This window comes from Mycobacterium paraseoulense (assembly GCF_010731655.1).
In the GTDB taxonomy this organism is placed as follows: Bacteria; Actinomycetota; Actinomycetes; order Mycobacteriales; family Mycobacteriaceae; genus Mycobacterium; species Mycobacterium paraseoulense.
In genome coordinates this window covers 929,418-947,084 of record NZ_AP022619.1, presented here as the reverse complement: position 1 = coordinate 947,084, position 17,667 = coordinate 929,418, and the positions used below count along the sequence as shown (strand labels likewise).

The window sequence follows — 17,667 nt, the reverse complement described above, 5'->3', positions numbered from 1 at the left end:
CGAGCTGTGGTCAGTGTCACCGACTTGGACGCCCTCACTGCGGCCTGCACCGGTCCGCGCGTTCAGCCCGGGTCGACACCCGCGCGTCGGGCCAACCAATCCCGCTGGCGGCGGACGAATCCTGCGTCGACCACTTTCCCGTGGCCCGGCACGTAGATGGCATCGGGGCCGCCGACCGCGAGTATCCGATCGAGGGTCGACGGCCAGGCCGCCACATCGGAATCGGCATCGATATAGGGGTCGGCGGACTCCTCGACGAGATCACCGGTGAAAAGGACAACCGGGTCGCCTTCGCCGTCGACGCCAGGCGCAATGACGACCAGGTCTGCGGTCGTGTGTCCCCGACCCAGGTGGGCGATGGTCACGCACCGGTCGCCGAGGTCGATAACCGCGTCGTAGACACCGCGGTGTGGTGGCTTCAATGCCGCGATCGCGCGGTCGACTTCGGCGGCGTCCGCGCCGTAACTCACGGCATGCGAACGAAGGTCATCGACGCCGGACGACAAGTACTCGACAACGTCGGGCGCACAAAAAATTTCAGCTCCGCCGAACGCCGACGAGCCCAGGACGTGGTCGAAGTGCTTGTGCGTCAACACCACATGAGTGACCGGTCCTTCCGCGATCTGGCGGACGTCGGCGTCGATCGCATCGGCTTCGACCAGCGTGGTGCCGGTGTCGACGAGCAGCGCCCCGGTTCGGCCCCGCACCAGCCCGATGGTGACGTCGCAGAACGCCAGCCGGCAGCGGTGCACGCTGGGCGTCAGCCGCTCCCAGGCGAAGTGCATAACCGGAAGATAGCGGTCACCGGGGCGCGTCGTGAGCACTCGTCGGAAATCGTTGACATGTCGGAAATCCCCGACATATATTGCGGGGTGTGGCGAGCACCGACCGCGTCTTTCTCGCGCTGGCCAACCCGGTGCGGCGGGAACTGCTGGAGATCCTGTCCCGCCAGCCACTGTCGGCGGGGAAACTCTGCGAGCGGTTTGACCTCAGCCGCCCCGCGGTCGCCGAGCACCTCAAGGTGCTGCGCGACGCCGGGCTGGTGGCCGACGAGCCGCGGGGCCGCCATCGCATCTACCACCTGACCGCAGAACCGCTGGCGCAGCTCGGTGACTGGCTGCATCCGTTCGAGAAGTTCTGGCGGGCGCGACTGGCCAAACTCGCCGAGACGGCAGAGGAGTTGGAATGACGAAGACATCGATGCCCGCGACGATCCGGGTCGATCAGTTCGTGGCGGCCCCGCCGGCGAAGGTGTGGCGATTGTTGACCGAGCCCGCCCTGATGCGGCTGTGGTGGGCCGAGGGCGAAGTGGCGGCGGTGGTCGGACATCAGTTCACCCTCGACATGCCGGGCTACGGCAAGCAGCCATGTGAGGTGCTCGAGGTCGAGCCCCCGCACCGCTTCGTGTATACCTTCACCCCCGCCTGGACGCTCACCTGGCGCCTTGAACCAGAGGGCGACGGTACCCGGGTGTTCCTGGAGCACAGCGGATTTGACCTCGACGACAAGAGGATGGCCGAGGCCTTCCGCCGGATGGGGGCCGGCTGGTCCGGCGTCGTCCTCCCCCGCCTGGTCGACGCCGTCGACCAGGCCTGAGCGAGCGGGAGGATTTCACCCATGCGCGCAGTCGTCATCACCAAGCGCGGCGGTCCGTCGGTGCTGCGGGTTCAGCAGCGGCCCGATCCTCCGCCGCCGGGCCCCGGGCAGTTGCGGGTTGCGGTGCGCGCGGCGGGCGTGAACTTCGCCGATCACCTCGCCCGCGTCGGCATGTACCCCGATGCGCCGAAACTCCCCGCGATCGTGGGCTACGAAGTAGCGGGGACGGTCGAGGCCGTTGGCGCCGGTGTCGATCCCGGCCGCGTCGGCGACCGGGTGCTGGCGGGCACCCGGTTCGGCGGCTACGCCGAGATCGTCAACGTGGCCGCCGGCGACTCCGTTCCGCTGCCGGCCGGGATGAGCTTCGAACAGGGCGCCGCCGTTCCTGTCAACTACGCGACCGCGTGGGCCGCGCTGCACGGTTACGGTTCGCTGCGCCCCGGCGAACGGGTGCTGGTGCACGCCGCGGCCGGCGGGGTCGGCATCGCGGCCATTCAGTTCGCCAAGGCCGCCGGGGCGCAGGTGCACGGCACCGCGTCGCCCGCCAAGCATCGGAAGCTGGCCGAACTGGGGGTGGACCGAACGATCGATTACCGCCGCGACGGCTGGTGGGAGGGCCTGGAACCATACGACCTGGTGCTCGACGCGCTGGGCGGCACGTCGTTACGGCGGTCCTACGCGCTGCTGCGGCCTGGCGGAAGGCTTGTGGGATACGGGGTTTCGAACCTGCAGCACGGGGAGAAGCGCTCGCTGCGGGCCGCGGCTCCGCACGCGCTGGCGATGCTGCGCGGGTTCAACCTGATCGACCAATTGTCGGAGTCCAAGGCCGTGATCGGCCTCAACATGCTGCGGCTGTGGGACGACCGCGGCACTCTCGAGCCGTGGATCACCCCGCTGGCCAAGGCACTCGACGACGGGACGATCGCTCCCGTCGTCCACGCGGTGGTGCCATTCGACGAAGCGCCCGAGGCCCACCGGATCCTGGCGGCCCGCGAGAACGTCGGCAAGGTGGTTCTGGTGCCGTGAGTTTTTAGCGGCGCCGCAGTGGTTATCTATCCCCCATGGCTGTCACCGAATCCCGCGAGGTCGTCATCGAAGCGACACCGGATGAGATCCTGGATGTGCTGTTCGACATCGAGTCGCTGCCGGAGTGGTCCTCGGTCCATCAAAAGGTGGAGGTCCTCGAGCGGGACGATCAGGGCCACCCCACCCGGTCGAAGCAAGTGGTCAAACTCGTCGGGGTCAGCGACGAGCAGGAGCTGGCATACACGGTCCACGACGACGGCGTGAGCTGGACCCTGGTGAAGGCCAAACAGCAACGCGCGCAGGATGGCCGTTACACGCTGACGCCCGACGGCGACTCCACCAAGGTGAGCTTCGATCTCACCGTTGACCTGTTGATGCCGGTGCCCGGGTTCTTGGTCAAGCGCGGGTCCAAGAGCCTCATGGACACCGCCACCAAGGGCCTGCGGAAACGGGTACTGGAGTTGAAGAAGCGCGGCTCGTAGCGGCAAACCGGGTCTTACCGGACAGCCGCCGCGCGGTCCACACTGTCCCTATGGAATCGACAAGCGCGCGCAGCCGTCAACGGATCGCATCGGTCATCGGCGGGCTGGCGATGGTCGGGGCCGTGGCCGGTTGCGGTGGGCACGGCGACACCCGCATGACGGCGCCGTCGACGCCGAAGGTGACCACACTCGGGCGGACCGTCGCGGCCGCACCCGCCGGCGCGCCGTTGACCATCGGCAGCCCGGCGTTCGCCGACGGCGCGCCGATCCCCGTGCGGTACACCTGCAAGGGGGCCAACATAGCGCCGCCACTGGCGTGGTCGGCGCCGCTGGGCGCGGCGCTCGTGGTCGACGACCCCGACGCCGTCAACGGGCTCTACGTGCACTGGGTCGTGACCGGAATCGCGCCGGGTCCCGGCAGCACCACCGACGGTCAGACGCCGGCCGGGGCGACCACGCTGCCCAACACCGCCGGACAGCCCGCATACCAAGGCCCCTGCCCGCCGGCGGGAACCGGCACGCATCATTACCGGTTCACCCTGTACCAGCTCCCCAACGACTACGGGCTGCCCGCCGGCCTCGCCGGCGTCCAGGCGGCGACAACGATCGCCGCCGCAGCGACCGCGCAGGCCCGGCTCACCGGTACCTTCGGCGGCTGACCGCGCTGTCAGGCCATATCGTCGAGGGCCTGATAGCCGGCGTTGTAGCCGGGCGTGAACGTGATACCCGGGCCGCCGTGGCATCCCGCGCCGCCGAGGTAGAGGCCGTCGATGGGAATCGGGAAGTCGAGGAATCCCTTGGGCCCGGGCCTGTTGGGTCCCATCAGGTCCGGGTGCAGCAGGCCGTGACAGAAGTCGCCGGCGGGCGCCCCGAACATCGTGTTCATGTGGTAGGGCGCGAAAGTGATGTGGCGGATCACGATGTCCTCGAAGTTGGGGGCCAACCGGGTGATCTTCTCGATAACGCGTTGTGCCATTTCGGTTTTGAGTCGTCCGTGGTCGTGCCGGTCGACTTCGACGGGGAAGGCGTACGCGTACGCGCTGGCGGCGTGCTTACCGGGCGGCGCCATGCTCGGATCGTGCACGGACGGGATCTGCATTCCCATCGACGGGTTGTCCGGCACGATGCCCCGCCGGCAATTCTCCCAGTGCAGCTGTTGTTCCTCCGGGGCGCCGAAAATTCCGACCGACTGCTGCATGCCCTCTTCGTTCAAGAACTCATACGGCGCGGCGAATTCGGGCAGGCCGTCAAGGGCGAAGTGGATCTGTACGAAGCTGGCCCGGTGGTCGCGGCCGGAAAGCCGCGAAAGCAGCTCGGCCGGAACGTGTTCCGGTGCGATGAGGTCGGTGACCGTGACGTCCGGCGCGAGGTTGGACACCACGATCGGCGCGGTGATCGTCGACCCGTCGCGTAGCCGCACCCCGGTCACCGCGCCGTGATCCACGAGAATCTGGTCCACCTTGGCCCGGAAGCGGATCTCGCCGCCGTGGGCGACGAAGAGCTCACGCAGGTGTTCGGTGAGCGCGCCGATGCCGCCCTTGAGTTTGGTCATCATGGCCGTGCTGTCGTCGGGCACGGCCAGGGCGAACGCCAGGCACGTGGCGCTGCCCGGCGTGTAGGGGCCGCGGTAGGTCGAGTTGATCGCGAGAAACGCGAGCATCCCCCGCATGACCGCGTGCTTGTCCTTGTCGGGCAGGTAGCGGTCGATGACGTCCATCGCCGACCCGAACAGCATTTCGTGGATGGCGCGGCGCTCGGCGTCGTTGGCCGCGCAGGCATACATCTCGTCGAGCGTCTTGGGCGGTGTGCGGACATCGAAGCGGCCCAGGGCCTTTGCCGGCCCCTGGCTCCACCCGATCAGTTCGGCCATGCCAGTGACGGCTTCGATGCCGTGCTTGTCGCCCAGGTGCGTCATCAGCTGCATCGGGTCGCGGTAGAAGACCATCGGCTCCTCGCCGTGGTCGCCGATGTTGGTGGACATCACCTCCGGCTCCACCGTGGGCAGCGTGTCCAGCCCGAGGTCCTTGGTGATCCGGCTCGCCGTCGGGAACTGGACGGAACCGGCGATCTCGTACCGGAAGCCGTCGATCAATTCGACGGTCGCCGCCATGCCCCCCGCATAGGTGTTGGCTTCCAGGCACAGCGTGCGCAGGCCGCCGCGCTGCAGCACCGCGGCCGCGGTCAAGCCGTTGTGGCCCGCTCCCACGACGATCGCGTCATAGTCCGACATGGCTTCCTCCCTGGGGTCGGCGCGTGACAAGAATATGTCAGTACTGACATAATTGGAAGATGTCAGTTCTGACTAATTCCCCCGGGGTGGGATACCATCCCCGTGGGATGAGCGCGCCGACGAACCGCCATGAGCTACGCCGACGATCGACGCACGAGGCGCTGCGCGAAGCGGCATTGAAAAGCTTTGCGCGCAAGGGATTCACCAATGTCACGGTGACCGAGCTGGCCCGTGCGGCCGGCGTCACCGAACGGACCTTCTTCCGCCACTTCCCCACCAAGGAGGCGGTGCTCTTCCGGGACTACGAGACGCAGCTGGATTGGCTGGCCGAGGCGCTGGCCGCCCGCCCCGCCGCCGAGCCGATCTTCGAAGCGGTGCTCGCGAGCGTCGCGGCCTTCCCACACGACCTCGAAGTCGTCCGCCAGGCGGCGACGGCCCGCGCCGAGCTGATCAGCGCGGAGCGCATCGCCGGTCACCTGCGGGTCGTGCAAGCGTCCTTCGCGCACGTGCTGACCGACTTCGTCCGGGACCGCAACCCGGGCGTGCCGAACATCGATCTGCTCGCCGAGGTCACCGGTTCAGCCCTGGCCGCCGCCCTGGTTGTGACGGTGGAGAATTGGGGCCGCAACGGCTGCGCCGGCGATCTCGGTGAACTGGTGGCGTCCAGCCTGGCGCTGCTGCGCTCGGGCTTCGATTTCCCGCCACCGCCTTCCGCTCCCCCTTCGTCGGCCTCCCCTTCGCGCTGAGTGTGCGCCCGGGGCGGCGACACGCCGCGGAGCCCCGCCGTGGCCGCACACGCAAAGCCATGAGCGCACACTCACACGGTTTCGGCGGACGCCTGCACGCTTTCGAGGGCCGCCTCGACGAAGCGGCGCAGCACCGCGTTGCGGGCGCGGGGCAGAAACGCCAGCGAGACCGGGCTCCGCGGGGCCCCGCGCAGAGCGACGAACCGGACACCCGGGTGGATGTTGCGCCGGACCGCGACGTCGGGGATCACACCGATGCCCCGATCCGCCGCCACGGATTCCAGCCACTCATCGAAATTAGCAGTCTCCACAATGGTTTTCGGCCCCTCGCCCGCCGGCCACGACCACGGCCCGGTGGTCCCGCTGGCGGTGTTGACGACCAACGGCCAGCGCGGCACCTCGGCCCAGGCCAACTCGGACCTGGTGGCCAGCGGCGAGTGGACCGAACACACGGCCACCCGGGTCTCGTCGAACAGGTGCACCACCCGCACGGCGGTTGACGTCACCCGCCCACGCACGACGGCGACGTCGACCCTGCCCTGCTGCACAGCGCTCAACGCGTCGTCGGTGCGCACCAGCTTGACCGTCGTGCCGGTGGCCCGCTCGAAACGGGCGACGGTGTCCTGTGCCCACGGATCGGGAAGCAACCAGCTGAACCCGAGGCCGATGCTCGCCTGCCGGCGTACGGCGCCGAACGCGCGCTCCAGCTCCGCGAGGACCCGCTCGACGTGATCCAGGAACGTCCGCCCGGCCCGGGTCGTCCCGACGTGGCGCGACGTGCGATCCACGAGCGTCACGCCGAGCGCGTCCTCCAGCTGGCGGATGGTGCGGCTCAGCGCCGGTTGGGTGATGCGCAGTTCGGCGGCGGCCTGAGTGAACGACTTCAGCCGTGCGACCGCCTCGAACGCGCGCAGGTGGCGCAACTCGACCCTGCCACTACGCAACGCGTCCATGCCTGAGAAGCATAGATCGATGACAGCGGGCATTTCACACCCGGTCTCGACGTGCTTAGCGTCGTAGCCAGGACATAGATCAGAGGAGTCAAAATGCCGCTGCTGTACATCGACCTCATCGAGGGCCGCACGCCGTCGGAGGTCAGCGCGTTGCTCGACGCGGTTCACGCGTCCGTCGTCGAAGCGTTCGGCGTGCCCCCGCGTGACCGCTATCAGGTGGTGCGGACCCATCCCGTCCACGAGATCGTCGCTTTGGACACCGGCCTCGGCATCACCCGCTCGTCTCACCAGGTGATCGTGCACGTGGTGAGCCGGCGGCGCGCGCGGGCGATGAAGGAGAAGCTCTACGAACTGCTGGCCGGCAACCTCGCCGGGCGGTGCGGGCTCGACCCGGCCGACCTGATCGTCTCGGTTACCGAAAACGGTGACGAGGACTGGTCTTTCGGCCACGGGCGGGCACAGTTTCTCACCGGGGAGCTGCAATGAGCCTCGACACCCGGATCGCCAGATTCTTCGGCATCGAGCACCCCGTCGTGCTCGCCCCGATGGCGGGGATCTCGGGCGGCCGGCTGGCGGCGGCGGTGACGTCGGCCGGTGGCCTGGGGCTGATCGGCGGCGGATACGGAGACGCCGAATGGCTGCGGCGCGAATTCGGCCGGGCCGACGGCCTGACGGTGGGATGCGGCTTCATCACCTGGAGCCTCGCCCGCCAACCCGCGCTGCTCGACGAGGCCCTGGAGCGACAGCCGGCCGCGATCATGTTGTCGTTCGGTGAACTGCAGCCGTTCGCCGACCGCATTCACGCCGCCGGCGTGCCGCTCATCGCGCAGGCGCAAACGCTGGACCACGCGCGCCGGGCGCTGGACGCCGGCGCGGACGTCGTGGTGGCGCAGGGCGGCGAGGCGGGTGGGCACGGCATGACCGCCCGGTCCACCTTCACGCTGGTGCCCGACGTCGTCGACCTCGCCGCCGAACGGTCGCCGGGCACGCTGGTGCTGGCCGCCGGCGGGGTCACCGACGGCCGCGGACTCGCCGCCGCGCTGGCGCTCGGCGCCGACGGCGCCCTCGTGGGCACCAGGTTCTGGGCGTCCCCCGAGGCGTTGGTGTCGCCGCGGGCACACGAGCGGGCGCTACCGGCCAGCGGCGACGACACCCTTCGCACGCGGGCCTATGACCTTGTGCGGCGGCTGGATTGGCCCGCCGGCTACGACGCGCGGGCGTTGGGCAACACGTTCCTGGACACCTGGCACGGCAACCAGGACCGGCTAGCGGCGTCGCTGCCCGACGTCGTCGCCGAGTATGAAAAGGCGGTCGCCGCCGAGGATTTCGAAACGGCCGCCATCCTCGTCGGCGAGGGTGTGGGCCTCGTCCGCCAGGTCCGGCCCGCGGCCGACATCGTGACCGACATGGTCGAGCAGGCCGGCCGGATCCTGAGCGGGGCCACGGGGCCGAGCTCAGTACAGCGGTGACCAATCCGACGTCCGCAGCAGGCGGCTCTGCCACTGGTCGCGGTACCGCAGGGCGGCGAACATGTAGCTGCCCGGCGCCCGGTGCTCCGGGGGGATCTCCTTGGTCAGCAGGTGGACCAGGGCCGCGTAGTTGTTGGAGTCGTCAATCTTCTGCCACAACATGGCCTCTCGTCGCCGGTGGCTCCCATGCGCCACCTGGAAACACGCCTGGATGTCGAGGATGCGCATCCTGGCCGGCGCCCGCGACAGCGGGCGGTAGTAGATCTCGTCCCACGAGCGGATGTAGTCGTCGAGCGGCGCGGACGGCCAGCCGGTGTCCTCCATGAACATCGTCAGCGGGTGCGTCTGCCCCGTGGTCGGCACGCTGGCCAGGTCGACGGTCTGCAGCGGTGACCAGGTCACCGGCAGCAAGAGCTTGCCCGTCACTTCGTGGCGCAGGGTGTCCAATTCACGCATCCACGACCGCAGGTCGCCACTTTGTGCTCGGCGCGCGAGCCGTTCCCACGCCGCGCCGTCGGCCACGCCGGTGATGGTGACCACGTTGTAGGACAGCCCGGACCCATGGGCATGGTTCGTGTACCAGAGCAGCCGCGCGTCCTCGCCGGCGGCGAGCATGGGCATCCAGCCCTCGCGGTATGCGGCCTCGAATTCGTCCTGACGTGCGCCGACCACTTTGTGGGTCTCGTGCAGAAACAGCATCGGAACTCCTTGCCGTCAGGACTCTTTGGCGATCAGCGCCGCGAGCTGGCCGCGGTTGACTTTGCCGGTCGAGCTGTACGGGATGGTGTCGACGAGTATCAGCCGCTCGGGCAGTTTGAAGTAGGCGATCAGTCCGCGACAGTGCGATCGCAGCTGGTCGAGAGTCACCGGGGCGCAAGCCACCACCGCAGCCCCGACCCGCTGGCCGAGCTCATCGTCGGCGATTCCGGCCACCGCGACGTCACGCACCGCCGGGTGGGAACGAAGCGCTTCCTCCACTTCGATCGGCCCGAACTTCTCTCCCCCACGGTTGATGGTGTCGCTGAGCCGCCCGCTCGGGAAGAGGTACCCGTCGGAGTCCTGGCGGGCGAGGTCACCGGTGCGCAGCCACCCCGCGGTGACGTTCTGGGCGCTGTTCACCCACAACTCGCCGACCCTTCCCGGCTCGACATCCTCGCCCGTCGCGGGGTCCACCACGCGCACGTCGACGCCCGGCAGCGGTCGGCCGACGGATCCCGCGCGGGCGGGATCGCGGTGATCGGCGGGCATCAGCGTCGTGTAGGCGCCGAGGGTCTCGGTCTGGCCGAACACGTTGGCGAAAGCCACATGTGGGAGAGCGGCCATGGCTCTGCGCACCAAACTGACCGGCGCGGCGGCGGCCCCGTACGCGATGGCCACCAACGACGACAAGTCGGCGTCGCCGAAGTCGGGATGGTCGAGGATGCGCTGCAGCATCGTCGGAACCAGAAACGTCGTGGTCACCCGATTCTCGGACACCAGGCGTAGCCACTCGCCGGCGTCAAACCGCCGCTGTAGCACCGAGGTGTTGCCCGAGTACAAACCGCCGAGCGTGCCGAGTGCGCCTCCCACGTGAAAGAAGGGGACGCACATCATCCCCACCGAGGGTTTGGCGTCGGCCCGGAATGGTGCCGCCATCCCCTTGATCCGCCGTGACAGCTGCCGGCCGGTGATGCCGACGGCCTTCGGGAGTCCCGTTGTCCCGCTGGTGAACAGGACCAGGGCATCGTGGTCGGCGTCGTCGGCGGCCGGCGCCGCCGAACCGAGGCCCTCCAGCAGGTCCTCGCCCGTCACGACCATCGGCGCGCCGGCCTCGCGGAGCCGGTCGGCGGATGGCTCCCCCGCGACGGCCACGTCGGCACAGCCGGCGTTCGTCAAGAGTCCGTGAAGCTCGGACGGGGTCAGCGCGGGATTCATCAAGGCGGCCGCGGCGCCGATGCGAGCCGCTCCCAGCACGGCCGCGACCGACAGCACGCTTGCCCCGTCGACGACCGCAACGCGTTGGCCGGCCACCACGCCACGGCCGGCCAGGCCCGCGGCGCACCGGCGCACGGTGTCCGCCAGCTCCCCGTAAGCGATCGGGCACCCGTCGACGATGAGCGCGACGCGAGCGGGATCGTCGGCCGCGGCGGCTTCGAGGATGGTTCCGATGTTCATGGGCCGGCTCAGTGCAGGGGTGACCACGCGGAGGTGCGCAGCAGCCGACTGGTCCACTGGTCGCGCAGCTCGAGGGCGTCGTGCATCCAGGTGCCCGGCGCGCGAAATTCACGGGGAATCCTGGTCCGCAGCAGTGTGAGCAGTTGCTCGGGCTGCTGAATGCGCTGCATCAGGATGACCTCGCGGTGCAGGTGGCTGCCCAGGGCGGGCTGAAACGCCGCCTGAATCAACAGCATTGACGACGGCCGCGCGAGGCTTTGGGCGTACACGTCGCCGCTGCGAGCGATGTATTCCTCGAACTTGTCTGGATAGGGCCACATGGTGTCTTCCATGTAGAGACTGAGTTCGTGCTCCCGCCCGTCGACCGGCACCTCCCCCAACGGGATCTCTTGCAGCGGCGACCACGGCAGCGGCGCGAGCAACTTGGCCTCGACGTCGTAGCGCAAATCGTCCAGCTCGCGCGCCCACGGCTGCAGATCACCCCGTTGCACCCGCAGCGCGAGTCGCTCCCACGCCGCTCCGTCGCGGACGGCGGTGACGGTCACGACGGTGTAAGACGGGCCGCTGCCTTGGGCGTGGTCGGCGTACCAGAGCAGCCGGGCATCATCGCCGGCGGCGAGCGTGGGCATCCAACCCTGCCGAAACGCGGCCTCGAAGTCGTCCTCACGGCGCCCGCGCACTTTGTGCACCTCGTGCATGAACAGCATGCCGAGACCTCCCACCGAGTGCGCTCGGCCCTGAGCGCCCTCGTCCAACGGACGCTAACCCCGACCGGCTGCGGTGTCCATCGGCGGTTCACCGTCCGGGCGGACGTGACCGCCCTGGACAGCCGCGGTCCGAACTGGTTTGCTCGACTCAGTAACTACCTCACCGCAGGAGTCGCCGATGGCCCGTCTCAACGTGCCGGACGGGCCGGGCGGCGAAGCCGCCATGATCTGGACGCTGCGGCCGCAACTCGGCGACATGGTCGAGCGGATGATTCGCGGCGCATACCAGCAGAGCGTTCTGCCTGCCGACGAGCGCGAGCTGGCCAGGATGCGCATCGCCCAGATCAACGACTGCGCCGCCTGCGCGGGCTTTCGCGCGCAGTCAGTGCTGAACGCCGGCGTCGCGCCGGAGCTCTACGACAACGTCGCGGCGTACGCCAGCTACCCCGGCTACACGCCCCGCCAGCGGCTCGCCATCGAATACGCCGAGCGGTTCGCCACCGACCATGCGTCGTTGGACGACACCTTCTTCGGGCGGCTGCGGGAGTCGTTCTCCGACCCCGAGATCCTCGATCTCACCCTCTGCGTCGCGGTGTTCCTGGGCCTGGGGCGCTCGTTGACCGTGCTGGGCGTCGATCAGTCGTGCGCGATCGATCTCTAGTAAGGAACCGAATGGACCTGGCGACCGTCGACGAACTGTTGACGACGACGCGGTCGGTGCGCAAGCGCCTCGACCTGGACCGGCCGGTCGGTCGCGACGTGATCCTCGAGTGCATCCGGCTCGCGATGCAGGCGCCCACCGCGAGCAACGCGCAGGACTGGCGCTGGCTGGTGATCACCGATGCCGACAAGCGCGCCGCGATCGGCGAGATCTATCGCAGCATCGGTGCCGAATACCTCGCGCACGCGGCCAAGGAGGCGTCCGATCCGCAGACCCAACGCGTGTACGCCGGCGCGCTGGCCCTGACCCACACCCTGGCCAGGGTTCCCGTACACGTGATCCCCTGCCTGGCGAACCGCATCGACAACTCCACGCTGCTGACCGCCGCGTCGGCCTGGGCGTCGATCATCCCGGCCGGCTGGAGCTTCCTGCTCGCCCTGCGGTCGCGCGGCTTGGGGTCGGTGTGGACGACGATGCATCTGGCCAAGGAAAAAGAGGTGGCCGAGTTGCTCGGCATTCCGGACACCGTCACGCAGGCCGCGTTGTTCCCGGTGGCCTACACGATCGGCACCGACTTCCGGCCGGCCGCGCGGCCGCCCGCCGAAACCGTGACGTTCTGGGACAGCTGGGGAGACGGCTGATGCAGTCCTACACCGTGCGATTTCACGTCGAGGCGCCGCCGGCGAAGGTGTGGCGGGTGCTGCACCCGCCCGCGCCGCCCGACGCGCCGCGGCCGCGCGTCCTCACATGGCCCTCCGGCAGCATGGAGATCCTCAACGAGGGCAACGAGGCAGGTGAGGGTCTGGTCCGCACCTGCGTCTACCCGGTCCCCAAGTACCTGCTGTCGGGTGGCAGGGCGCGCTCGTGGGAGACCGTCACCGAGGCGGAAACCAACAAGCTGTCGCGCTACGTGGCCGTCGGCGCGCCGCTGTGGTCACGGGCCGAGGGCTATCACCGACTCGAGGAGCAGCCGGACGGGACCACCGTGTTGACCTTCCACGAGACCTACCACGCCTACAACCCGGTGCTGCGGTTCTTTCTCGAACGCCCCGTGCACGCGAGGATTTCTCGCGACAACCTCGAAACGTACGAGCACGCGCTCGGATATGCCGGCCGCGTGCGGCGCCTGACCTAGGGTCCGCCAGGGCCGACGACCAGGGGTTACGTGTCCGCAGTGGGCAACCGCGGTACGCCGCATCATGTGATTTAAGGCGCTCACCCCGGTACGCTGGCGTGCTATGGGGTTCGAGGGTGGTGTTCCTACCGCAGCACGGTTGGCCGTCGCGGGACTGATGATCGCGGGCTGGACCGCGTCGGCGGGATTCGCTTGGGCCGACCCGGACCAGACACCGGCGCCGTCACCGGCGCCGGCAGCGTCGCAGGGTCCCCCGCCGGGCCCGCCACCGTCGTCCGCCTCGCCGTCGGCGTCTCCGGGGGCGTCCCCCGCCGCCTCGCCGGCACCCGCACCGAAGACGAGCATCGACAAGGACGGCATCTACAACGTCGGCACCGACATCGTCCCCGGGATCTACAGCTCGGGCGGACCCGCCGACAACGGCACGTGCTACTGGAAGCGGACGGGCAATCCCGACGGCAACATCATCGACAACAACATGAGCAAGAAGCCGCAGGTGGTGCAGATCGACCCGAGCGACAAGGCGTTCAAGACGTCGGGCTGCCAGCCCTGGCAACTGACCCCCGACGCCGCGCTGCCGCCGACCGCGCCGCCCGCCAGTGTGCAGGGCACGCTCGGCCTCCTCAACGGCCTGCTCGGCGGCGGGCAGCAGCCGCCGCCTCCTCCGCACAACTGACGAGGCGCTGACGCGAGCCGGCCGCAACCCCCGGCCACTTTCGCTACGGTGGCGCCGTGGCCAGTGCGCAACAGATCGTCGTCGTCGGTGCCGGAGTCAGCGGACTGACGTCGGCGGTGTGCCTGGCCGAGGCCGGCTGGGCGGTGCGGGTCTGGACCGCCGCCCCGCCGCAGCGCACGACGTCGAAGGTGGCGGGCGCGGTATGGCTGCCGCCGCGGCCCGCCGAACGCGCCAGCGACACACTGGGCTGGACCGAACACTCCCTGCGCGTCTTCCGCGAACTCGCCGCCGATCCCGGCTCGGGCGTTCAGCTGGCGCCCGCGCTGGCCGCCGGCGAACTCACGGCGGCCGAGGCGATGTCATCGGCCGCCGCGCTGATCCCCGACCTGCGGCCGGCCGACCCGACCGACCTCCCGGACGGCTTCGGTAACGGGTTTCGCGCCACGCTGCCGATGATCGACATGCCGCACTATCTCGACTACCTGACCCGGCGGCTGGCCGCGGCCGGCTGTGAAATCGAGGAGCATCCGGTGCGGTCACTGGCCGAGGCCGCCGACGCCGCGCCGATCGTGGTCAACTGCACCGGCCTCGCCGCGGGACACCTGACCGGCGACGACACGCTGCGTCCCCTGTTCGGTCAGCACGTCGTGCTCACCAATCCCGGTCTGCGGCAACTGTTTCTGGAGATCAACGGCGGCCCGGAATGGACCTGCTACTTCCCCCATCCGCGGCGGGTCGTGTGCGGCGGGATCAGCATCCCCGACCGCTGGGACACCACCGCGGACCCCGACGTGACCGACCGAATCCTGCACCGGTGCCGCCGAATCGAGCCGCGGCTCGCCGAAGCCGAGGTGATAGAGACCATCACCGGGCTGCGTCCCGACCGCCCCTCGGTGCGGGTGGCGGCCGAACGATTGGGGCCGGCCCTGTGCATCCACAACTACGGCCACGGCGGCAACGGCGTGACGTTGTCGTGGGGTTGCGCCCGCGACGTGGTCCGCCTCGCCGGTCAGCCGGAGGCGCGATGAGCATCGACTACGCGCTCGACGCCCACATCGTCACCATCACCATCAACCGTCCCGAAACCCGCAACTCGCTCGACATGCAACACTTCCGCGACCTGGCCCACGCCTGGGCGTCGTTCCGCGACGACCCGGGCGCCCGGGTCGCCGTGGTCACCGGTGTGGGGCAAGACTTTTGCACCGGCGCCGACCTCAAGAAGTTCATCCCCGAGCTCACCGGCGACCTGCCGCAACCGGAAGGCTGGAACAAGGACGACGCCATCCACGCAGTCCTGCACCGCTTCCCCGTGTACAAGCCGATCATCGCCGCGGTCAACGGCACCTGCGTCGCGGGCGGATTCGAGATGCTGAGTTCCACCGACATTCGGCTCGCCGTGCCGGCCGCGCGATTCGCGGTGATGGAGCCCAAGCGCGGCCTATTCGCCGGCGGCGGGAGCACCGTGCGGCTGCCGCGTCAAATGCCCTACCCGCTGGCGATGGAGTTGCTGTTGACCGCCGACATGGTGGACGCGCAGCGGGCGCTGGCGATGGGCCTGATCAATCGCGTCGTCGCGCCCGAGCGGCTGATGGACACCGCCTACGACTACGCCGCGCGCATCGCGGCGAACGCACCGCTCGCGGTGTTCGCGACGAAGCAGTCCGCCGTCGAGGGTCTGGCGCTTGACCTCGAGTCGGCGTACGACAACGAAACCCGGCACAGCGACCGCATTTTCGAGACCGAGGACGCGAAGGAGGGGCCGCGCGCCTTCGCCGAGAAGCGACCGCCGCGCTGGCGGGGGCGCTAGCGGCGGCTGACGTCGCGAATGATCAGCGACAGCAGCCAGCTCACGACCGACAGCACGACCGCGGCCCAGATCGCCGTCCACCAGAAATGATCGATCTGCAAACCCCAGTGCGTGGTGTGCTCGGTGATCCACGCGGTGATCCACAACATCAGCGCGTTGACGACGACGTGGAACAGGCCGAGGGTCAGGATGTACAGCGGGATCGACAAGAGCTGGACGACCGGCTTGATGAAAGCGTTGACCAGACCGAAGATGACGGCGACGACGAAGATGATGCCGACCCGCTGAAGCCTCGTGTCACCGCCGACGAACGTGATCCCGTGGACGAACTTCGTGACCAGCCACAGCGCGAAACCGGTCAGTGCGGCGCGAAGCAGAAAAGGGCCCATGGTCCAAGATCCTGCCACCGGGCGCCCGCCAAGGGCAGCCCATTCGCGTTGATGATTGTCGCTAAGCGTCGCCGCGCTGGCCTTGTGCTGCCAGGTACTTCACCATCTGGCACAGGTTGACAACAGCCGCGCTCAACTTCTGGATGGTGGCGTCTCGATCCGCTACACACGCCTGCCAATCGGGAAACTCCTGCGGCGGTTTCTGGTTGTCCGCGTTGACGTGGATTTTCTGCTCGATTTGGTCGCACAGGTCCGCAAGGGTCAACTGTCCCGGCGCGCTGATATCGGAGAACCATTTATCAGTCATGTCAGATCGTCGCCTCCCAAAAAGCCCTGGTGTCACGAGGCTATCGGGTCGTCCCCAGGGAGGATCGTCGGGGCGGAAGTTTGTGCGGTGAAAAGGGCCGAGTTGCCCAGTCGGTGAGCCGCGCGGGCCTAATTCAAGTTGTAGAAGCGCTGCGCGTTCAGCCCGCCGATCTTTTCGCGGGCCTCTTCGCTGATATCCGCGCGGGTCCGCAGGTGCTTGGTGCTTTCCGGCCATTCGCCGTCCCAGTGCGGGTAGTCGCTGGCGAACATGATGAAGTCGGCGCCGAGCACGTCGATCACGCCCGGCAGGATCGGTTCCTCCGGCTCACACGTCACCCAGATGTTGCCCGCGGCCAGGTACTCGTGCGGGTCGCGGCGCCAGCCGCGTTCGACCCAATCGCCCCGCTTTTCGTAGTGCTCGTGCAGGCGATCCATGAAGAACGGGACCCAGCCTGCGCCCGCCTCGAGGAAGGCGACCCGCAATCGCGAGTGGCGCTCGAAGACCCCGCCGGACACCAGCGCCGTCATGGCCGTCATCTGGTCGAACGGGAAACTGATGCAGTGCACCTGAATGTAATTGGTGAAGCGGTCCACCCCGATCTTCGGCAGGTGTATGCCGGGGGCGCCGTGAATGCCCAGCGGCATCTCCAGCTCTACCGCGGCGGCGTAGAAGGGGTCGAGGTCCGGGTGGTCGAGGTTGCGGGTCTTGAGCGCCGGCGGCACCAGGGTGGCCACCAGCCCAAGGTCTTTCGCTTCCGTCATAACGTCGATCGCCGCCTGCCCGTGCTCGATCGGGGTTACCGCGACGCCGCGTAGCCGGCCCCCCGACGGGGCGCAGTAGTCCGCGATCCACTGGTTGTAGAGCCGGGCGAACCCGGCGGCGAACCCGGGGTCTTCGAGGCTGGGCGTGCACAGGCCGAGGCTCGGGTACAACACCATCGTGTCGATGTGGTCGCGGTCGGCATCGCCCAGCACACCGTCGGTCGATCGGCAGTTGATGTCCGGGGCGGTGCTGATGCCGTGCTCGGGCGGACAACCGGCACCGGGCCCCTGATCCTCCGGGTAATTGCGGCCCTCGAACGTCAACCGCATCCGCCCGTCGGCGCTGGGCTTGACGTGCTGCGGCCAGCGCTTGATCGCTTCGATTGCCAGCGACGGGTTCTCGGCGACGTGTCCGTCGGCGTCGATGATGCGCATGTATTCGGAACTTACTCTCGCGGACCGCATGGTGAAACGGCTCGCGCGGTCGCGTCGGCGCGCAGACGAATGCGATCGGCGTCGACCCCATTCAACGCAATTGCTGGACCGGGCGCCGGCGCGAGAGGGTGAT

The 17,667-nt window shown here is 68.8% G+C and carries 23 protein-coding genes; 14 read left to right on the top strand and 9 right to left on the bottom strand.

The window, feature by feature from the left end; translation table 11 throughout:
• Nucleotides 1–62: 62 nt before the first annotated feature.
• Entirely contained in the window at nucleotides 63–785 is a 723-nt protein-coding gene (locus G6N51_RS04095) for an MBL fold metallo-hydrolase (protein WP_083173110.1), read from the bottom strand.
• Nucleotides 786–874: 89 nt separating this feature from the next.
• On the opposite strand from G6N51_RS04095, the gene G6N51_RS04090 reads away from it, so the two are divergent.
• From G6N51_RS04090 to G6N51_RS04070, 5 genes are read left to right on the top strand one after another with little or no spacing between them, the layout of a single operon-like run.
• Nucleotides 875–1,189, top strand: coding sequence for an ArsR/SmtB family transcription factor (locus G6N51_RS04090; protein WP_174814292.1), 315 nt, complete (start codon nucleotides 875–877; stop codon nucleotides 1,187–1,189).
• The gene (locus G6N51_RS04085) at nucleotides 1,186–1,596 is read left to right on the top strand and encodes an SRPBCC family protein (RefSeq protein WP_083173108.1); all 411 of its coding nucleotides are present in this window, start codon (nucleotides 1,186–1,188) and stop codon (nucleotides 1,594–1,596) included. Before G6N51_RS04090 ends, G6N51_RS04085 begins: the two co-directional genes overlap by 4 nt.
• A 21-nt stretch (nucleotides 1,597–1,617) precedes the next feature.
• Nucleotides 1,618–2,622, top strand: a complete 1,005-nt coding sequence (locus G6N51_RS04080; protein ID WP_083173107.1) for a synaptic vesicle VAT-1 family membrane protein — start codon at nucleotides 1,618–1,620, stop codon at nucleotides 2,620–2,622.
• Between the two features lie 35 nt (nucleotides 2,623–2,657).
• On the top strand, nucleotides 2,658–3,104 hold the full coding sequence (locus G6N51_RS04075) for an SRPBCC family protein (RefSeq protein ID WP_083173106.1): 447 nt from the start codon (nucleotides 2,658–2,660) through the stop codon (nucleotides 3,102–3,104).
• Nucleotides 3,105–3,154: 50 nt separating this feature from the next.
• A complete protein-coding gene (locus G6N51_RS04070) occupies nucleotides 3,155–3,763 on the top strand; it encodes a YbhB/YbcL family Raf kinase inhibitor-like protein (RefSeq protein WP_083173105.1) in 609 nt (202 codons plus the stop codon).
• 8 nt (nucleotides 3,764–3,771) lie between these two features.
• Here the strand turns inward: G6N51_RS04070 and G6N51_RS04065 are convergent, their stop codons facing one another.
• Nucleotides 3,772–5,334, bottom strand: coding sequence for a phytoene desaturase family protein (locus tag G6N51_RS04065; protein ID WP_083173104.1), 1,563 nt, complete (start codon nucleotides 5,332–5,334; stop codon nucleotides 3,772–3,774).
• Nucleotides 5,335–5,441: 107 nt separating this feature from the next.
• Between G6N51_RS04065 and G6N51_RS04060 the strand changes: the two genes are divergently transcribed.
• Nucleotides 5,442–6,080, top strand: coding sequence for a TetR/AcrR family transcriptional regulator (locus tag G6N51_RS04060; protein ID WP_083173103.1), 639 nt, complete (start codon nucleotides 5,442–5,444; stop codon nucleotides 6,078–6,080).
• Between the two features lie 71 nt (nucleotides 6,081–6,151).
• Here the strand turns inward: G6N51_RS04060 and G6N51_RS04055 are convergent, their stop codons facing one another.
• The gene (locus G6N51_RS04055; protein WP_083173102.1) at nucleotides 6,152–7,033 is read right to left on the bottom strand and encodes a LysR family transcriptional regulator; all 882 of its coding nucleotides are present in this window, start codon (nucleotides 7,031–7,033) and stop codon (nucleotides 6,152–6,154) included.
• Between the two features lie 93 nt (nucleotides 7,034–7,126).
• On the opposite strand from G6N51_RS04055, the gene G6N51_RS04050 reads away from it, so the two are divergent.
• Together G6N51_RS04050 and G6N51_RS04045 are read left to right on the top strand one after the other, a co-directional pair.
• Nucleotides 7,127–7,519 (top strand): tautomerase family protein, encoded by a 393-nt coding sequence (locus G6N51_RS04050; protein ID WP_083173101.1) that lies wholly within the window; start codon nucleotides 7,127–7,129, stop codon nucleotides 7,517–7,519.
• Nucleotides 7,516–8,502, top strand: coding sequence for an NAD(P)H-dependent flavin oxidoreductase (locus G6N51_RS04045; RefSeq protein WP_083173100.1), 987 nt, complete (start codon nucleotides 7,516–7,518; stop codon nucleotides 8,500–8,502). The genes G6N51_RS04050 and G6N51_RS04045 overlap by 4 nt, the downstream gene beginning before the upstream one ends.
• On the opposite strand, the gene G6N51_RS04040 is transcribed toward G6N51_RS04045, so the two are convergent.
• The 3 genes from G6N51_RS04040 to G6N51_RS04030 are packed head-to-tail and all read right to left on the bottom strand — an operon-like array spanning nucleotide 8,488 to nucleotide 11,363.
• The gene (locus G6N51_RS04040) at nucleotides 8,488–9,201 is read right to left on the bottom strand and encodes a hypothetical protein (RefSeq protein WP_083173099.1); all 714 of its coding nucleotides are present in this window, start codon (nucleotides 9,199–9,201) and stop codon (nucleotides 8,488–8,490) included. The genes G6N51_RS04045 and G6N51_RS04040 overlap by 15 nt on opposite strands.
• A 15-nt stretch (nucleotides 9,202–9,216) precedes the next feature.
• Nucleotides 9,217–10,656: a class I adenylate-forming enzyme family protein gene (locus G6N51_RS04035; RefSeq protein WP_083173098.1), complete on the bottom strand. Its 1,440-nt coding sequence runs from the start codon at nucleotides 10,654–10,656 to the stop codon at nucleotides 9,217–9,219.
• Nucleotides 10,657–10,664: 8 nt separating this feature from the next.
• A complete protein-coding gene (locus tag G6N51_RS04030; RefSeq protein WP_083173097.1) occupies nucleotides 10,665–11,363 on the bottom strand; it encodes a hypothetical protein in 699 nt (232 codons plus the stop codon).
• A gap of 178 nt (nucleotides 11,364–11,541) precedes the next feature.
• On the opposite strand from G6N51_RS04030, the gene G6N51_RS04025 reads away from it, so the two are divergent.
• The 6 genes from G6N51_RS04025 (at nucleotide 11,542) to G6N51_RS04000 (ending at nucleotide 15,642) form a co-directional block, all read left to right on the top strand.
• The gene (locus tag G6N51_RS04025) at nucleotides 11,542–12,024 is read left to right on the top strand and encodes a carboxymuconolactone decarboxylase family protein (RefSeq protein WP_083173096.1); all 483 of its coding nucleotides are present in this window, start codon (nucleotides 11,542–11,544) and stop codon (nucleotides 12,022–12,024) included.
• 11 nt (nucleotides 12,025–12,035) lie between these two features.
• Nucleotides 12,036–12,665 carry a nitroreductase family protein gene (locus tag G6N51_RS04020; RefSeq protein WP_083173095.1) on the top strand — a complete coding sequence of 210 codons (630 nt, stop codon included), beginning with the start codon at nucleotides 12,036–12,038 and terminating at the stop codon, nucleotides 12,663–12,665.
• A complete protein-coding gene (locus G6N51_RS04015) occupies nucleotides 12,665–13,159 on the top strand; it encodes an SRPBCC family protein (protein WP_083173094.1) in 495 nt (164 codons plus the stop codon). The genes G6N51_RS04020 and G6N51_RS04015 overlap by 1 nt, the downstream gene beginning before the upstream one ends.
• 103 nt (nucleotides 13,160–13,262) lie before the next feature.
• Complete coding sequence (locus G6N51_RS04010; protein WP_180134401.1) at nucleotides 13,263–13,835, top strand: hypothetical protein; 573 nt, start codon at nucleotides 13,263–13,265, stop codon at nucleotides 13,833–13,835.
• A 56-nt stretch (nucleotides 13,836–13,891) separates the two neighbouring features.
• Nucleotides 13,892–14,863: an FAD-dependent oxidoreductase gene (locus G6N51_RS04005; RefSeq protein WP_083173093.1), complete on the top strand. Its 972-nt coding sequence runs from the start codon at nucleotides 13,892–13,894 to the stop codon at nucleotides 14,861–14,863.
• Nucleotides 14,860–15,642 carry an enoyl-CoA hydratase/isomerase family protein gene (locus tag G6N51_RS04000; RefSeq protein WP_083173092.1) on the top strand — a complete coding sequence of 261 codons (783 nt, stop codon included), beginning with the start codon at nucleotides 14,860–14,862 and terminating at the stop codon, nucleotides 15,640–15,642. The genes G6N51_RS04005 and G6N51_RS04000 overlap by 4 nt, the downstream gene beginning before the upstream one ends.
• On the opposite strand, the gene G6N51_RS03995 is transcribed toward G6N51_RS04000, so the two are convergent.
• The 3 genes from G6N51_RS03995 to G6N51_RS03985 form a co-directional block, all read right to left on the bottom strand.
• The gene (locus tag G6N51_RS03995) at nucleotides 15,639–16,031 is read right to left on the bottom strand and encodes a phage holin family protein (protein ID WP_083173091.1); all 393 of its coding nucleotides are present in this window, start codon (nucleotides 16,029–16,031) and stop codon (nucleotides 15,639–15,641) included. The two genes, G6N51_RS04000 and G6N51_RS03995, sit on opposite strands and share 4 nt — an antisense overlap.
• 61 nt (nucleotides 16,032–16,092) lie before the next feature.
• Complete coding sequence (locus tag G6N51_RS03990; RefSeq protein WP_083173090.1) at nucleotides 16,093–16,338, bottom strand: ubiquitin family protein; 246 nt, start codon at nucleotides 16,336–16,338, stop codon at nucleotides 16,093–16,095.
• Nucleotides 16,339–16,466: 128 nt separating this feature from the next.
• Complete coding sequence (locus G6N51_RS03985) at nucleotides 16,467–17,534, bottom strand: amidohydrolase family protein (RefSeq protein WP_083173089.1); 1,068 nt, start codon at nucleotides 17,532–17,534, stop codon at nucleotides 16,467–16,469.
• Between the last annotated feature and the right edge of the window lie 133 nt (nucleotides 17,535–17,667).

Excerpts from the sequence above, each read along its gene's own strand:
- G6N51_RS04095 (WP_083173110.1), bottom strand. The coding sequence starts at position 785 with ATGCACTTCGCCTGGGAGCGGCTGACGCCCAGCGTGCACCGCTGCCGG.
- G6N51_RS04085 (WP_083173108.1), top strand. The coding sequence starts at position 1,186 with ATGACGAAGACATCGATGCCCGCGACGATCCGGGTCGATCAGTTCGTG.
- G6N51_RS04080 (WP_083173107.1), top strand. The coding sequence starts at position 1,618 with ATGCGCGCAGTCGTCATCACCAAGCGCGGCGGTCCGTCGGTGCTGCGG.
- G6N51_RS04075 (WP_083173106.1), top strand. The coding sequence starts at position 2,658 with ATGGCTGTCACCGAATCCCGCGAGGTCGTCATCGAAGCGACACCGGAT.
- G6N51_RS04070 (WP_083173105.1), top strand. The coding sequence starts at position 3,155 with ATGGAATCGACAAGCGCGCGCAGCCGTCAACGGATCGCATCGGTCATC.
- G6N51_RS04065 (WP_083173104.1), bottom strand. The coding sequence starts at position 5,334 with ATGTCGGACTATGACGCGATCGTCGTGGGAGCGGGCCACAACGGCTTG.
- G6N51_RS04060 (WP_083173103.1), top strand. The coding sequence starts at position 5,442 with ATGAGCGCGCCGACGAACCGCCATGAGCTACGCCGACGATCGACGCAC.
- G6N51_RS04055 (WP_083173102.1), bottom strand. The coding sequence starts at position 7,033 with ATGGACGCGTTGCGTAGTGGCAGGGTCGAGTTGCGCCACCTGCGCGCG.
- G6N51_RS04050 (WP_083173101.1), top strand. The coding sequence starts at position 7,127 with ATGCCGCTGCTGTACATCGACCTCATCGAGGGCCGCACGCCGTCGGAG.
- G6N51_RS04045 (WP_083173100.1), top strand. The coding sequence starts at position 7,516 with ATGAGCCTCGACACCCGGATCGCCAGATTCTTCGGCATCGAGCACCCC.
- G6N51_RS04040 (WP_083173099.1), bottom strand. The coding sequence starts at position 9,201 with ATGCTGTTTCTGCACGAGACCCACAAAGTGGTCGGCGCACGTCAGGAC.
- G6N51_RS04035 (WP_083173098.1), bottom strand. The coding sequence starts at position 10,656 with ATGAACATCGGAACCATCCTCGAAGCCGCCGCGGCCGACGATCCCGCT.
- G6N51_RS04030 (WP_083173097.1), bottom strand. The coding sequence starts at position 11,363 with ATGCTGTTCATGCACGAGGTGCACAAAGTGCGCGGGCGCCGTGAGGAC.
- G6N51_RS04025 (WP_083173096.1), top strand. The coding sequence starts at position 11,542 with ATGGCCCGTCTCAACGTGCCGGACGGGCCGGGCGGCGAAGCCGCCATG.
- G6N51_RS04020 (WP_083173095.1), top strand. The coding sequence starts at position 12,036 with ATGGACCTGGCGACCGTCGACGAACTGTTGACGACGACGCGGTCGGTG.
- G6N51_RS04015 (WP_083173094.1), top strand. The coding sequence starts at position 12,665 with ATGCAGTCCTACACCGTGCGATTTCACGTCGAGGCGCCGCCGGCGAAG.
- G6N51_RS04010 (WP_180134401.1), top strand. The coding sequence starts at position 13,263 with ATGGGGTTCGAGGGTGGTGTTCCTACCGCAGCACGGTTGGCCGTCGCG.
- G6N51_RS04000 (WP_083173092.1), top strand. The coding sequence starts at position 14,860 with ATGAGCATCGACTACGCGCTCGACGCCCACATCGTCACCATCACCATC.
- G6N51_RS03995 (WP_083173091.1), bottom strand. The coding sequence starts at position 16,031 with ATGGGCCCTTTTCTGCTTCGCGCCGCACTGACCGGTTTCGCGCTGTGG.
- G6N51_RS03990 (WP_083173090.1), bottom strand. The coding sequence starts at position 16,338 with ATGACTGATAAATGGTTCTCCGATATCAGCGCGCCGGGACAGTTGACC.
- G6N51_RS03985 (WP_083173089.1), bottom strand. The coding sequence starts at position 17,534 with ATGCGCATCATCGACGCCGACGGACACGTCGCCGAGAACCCGTCGCTG.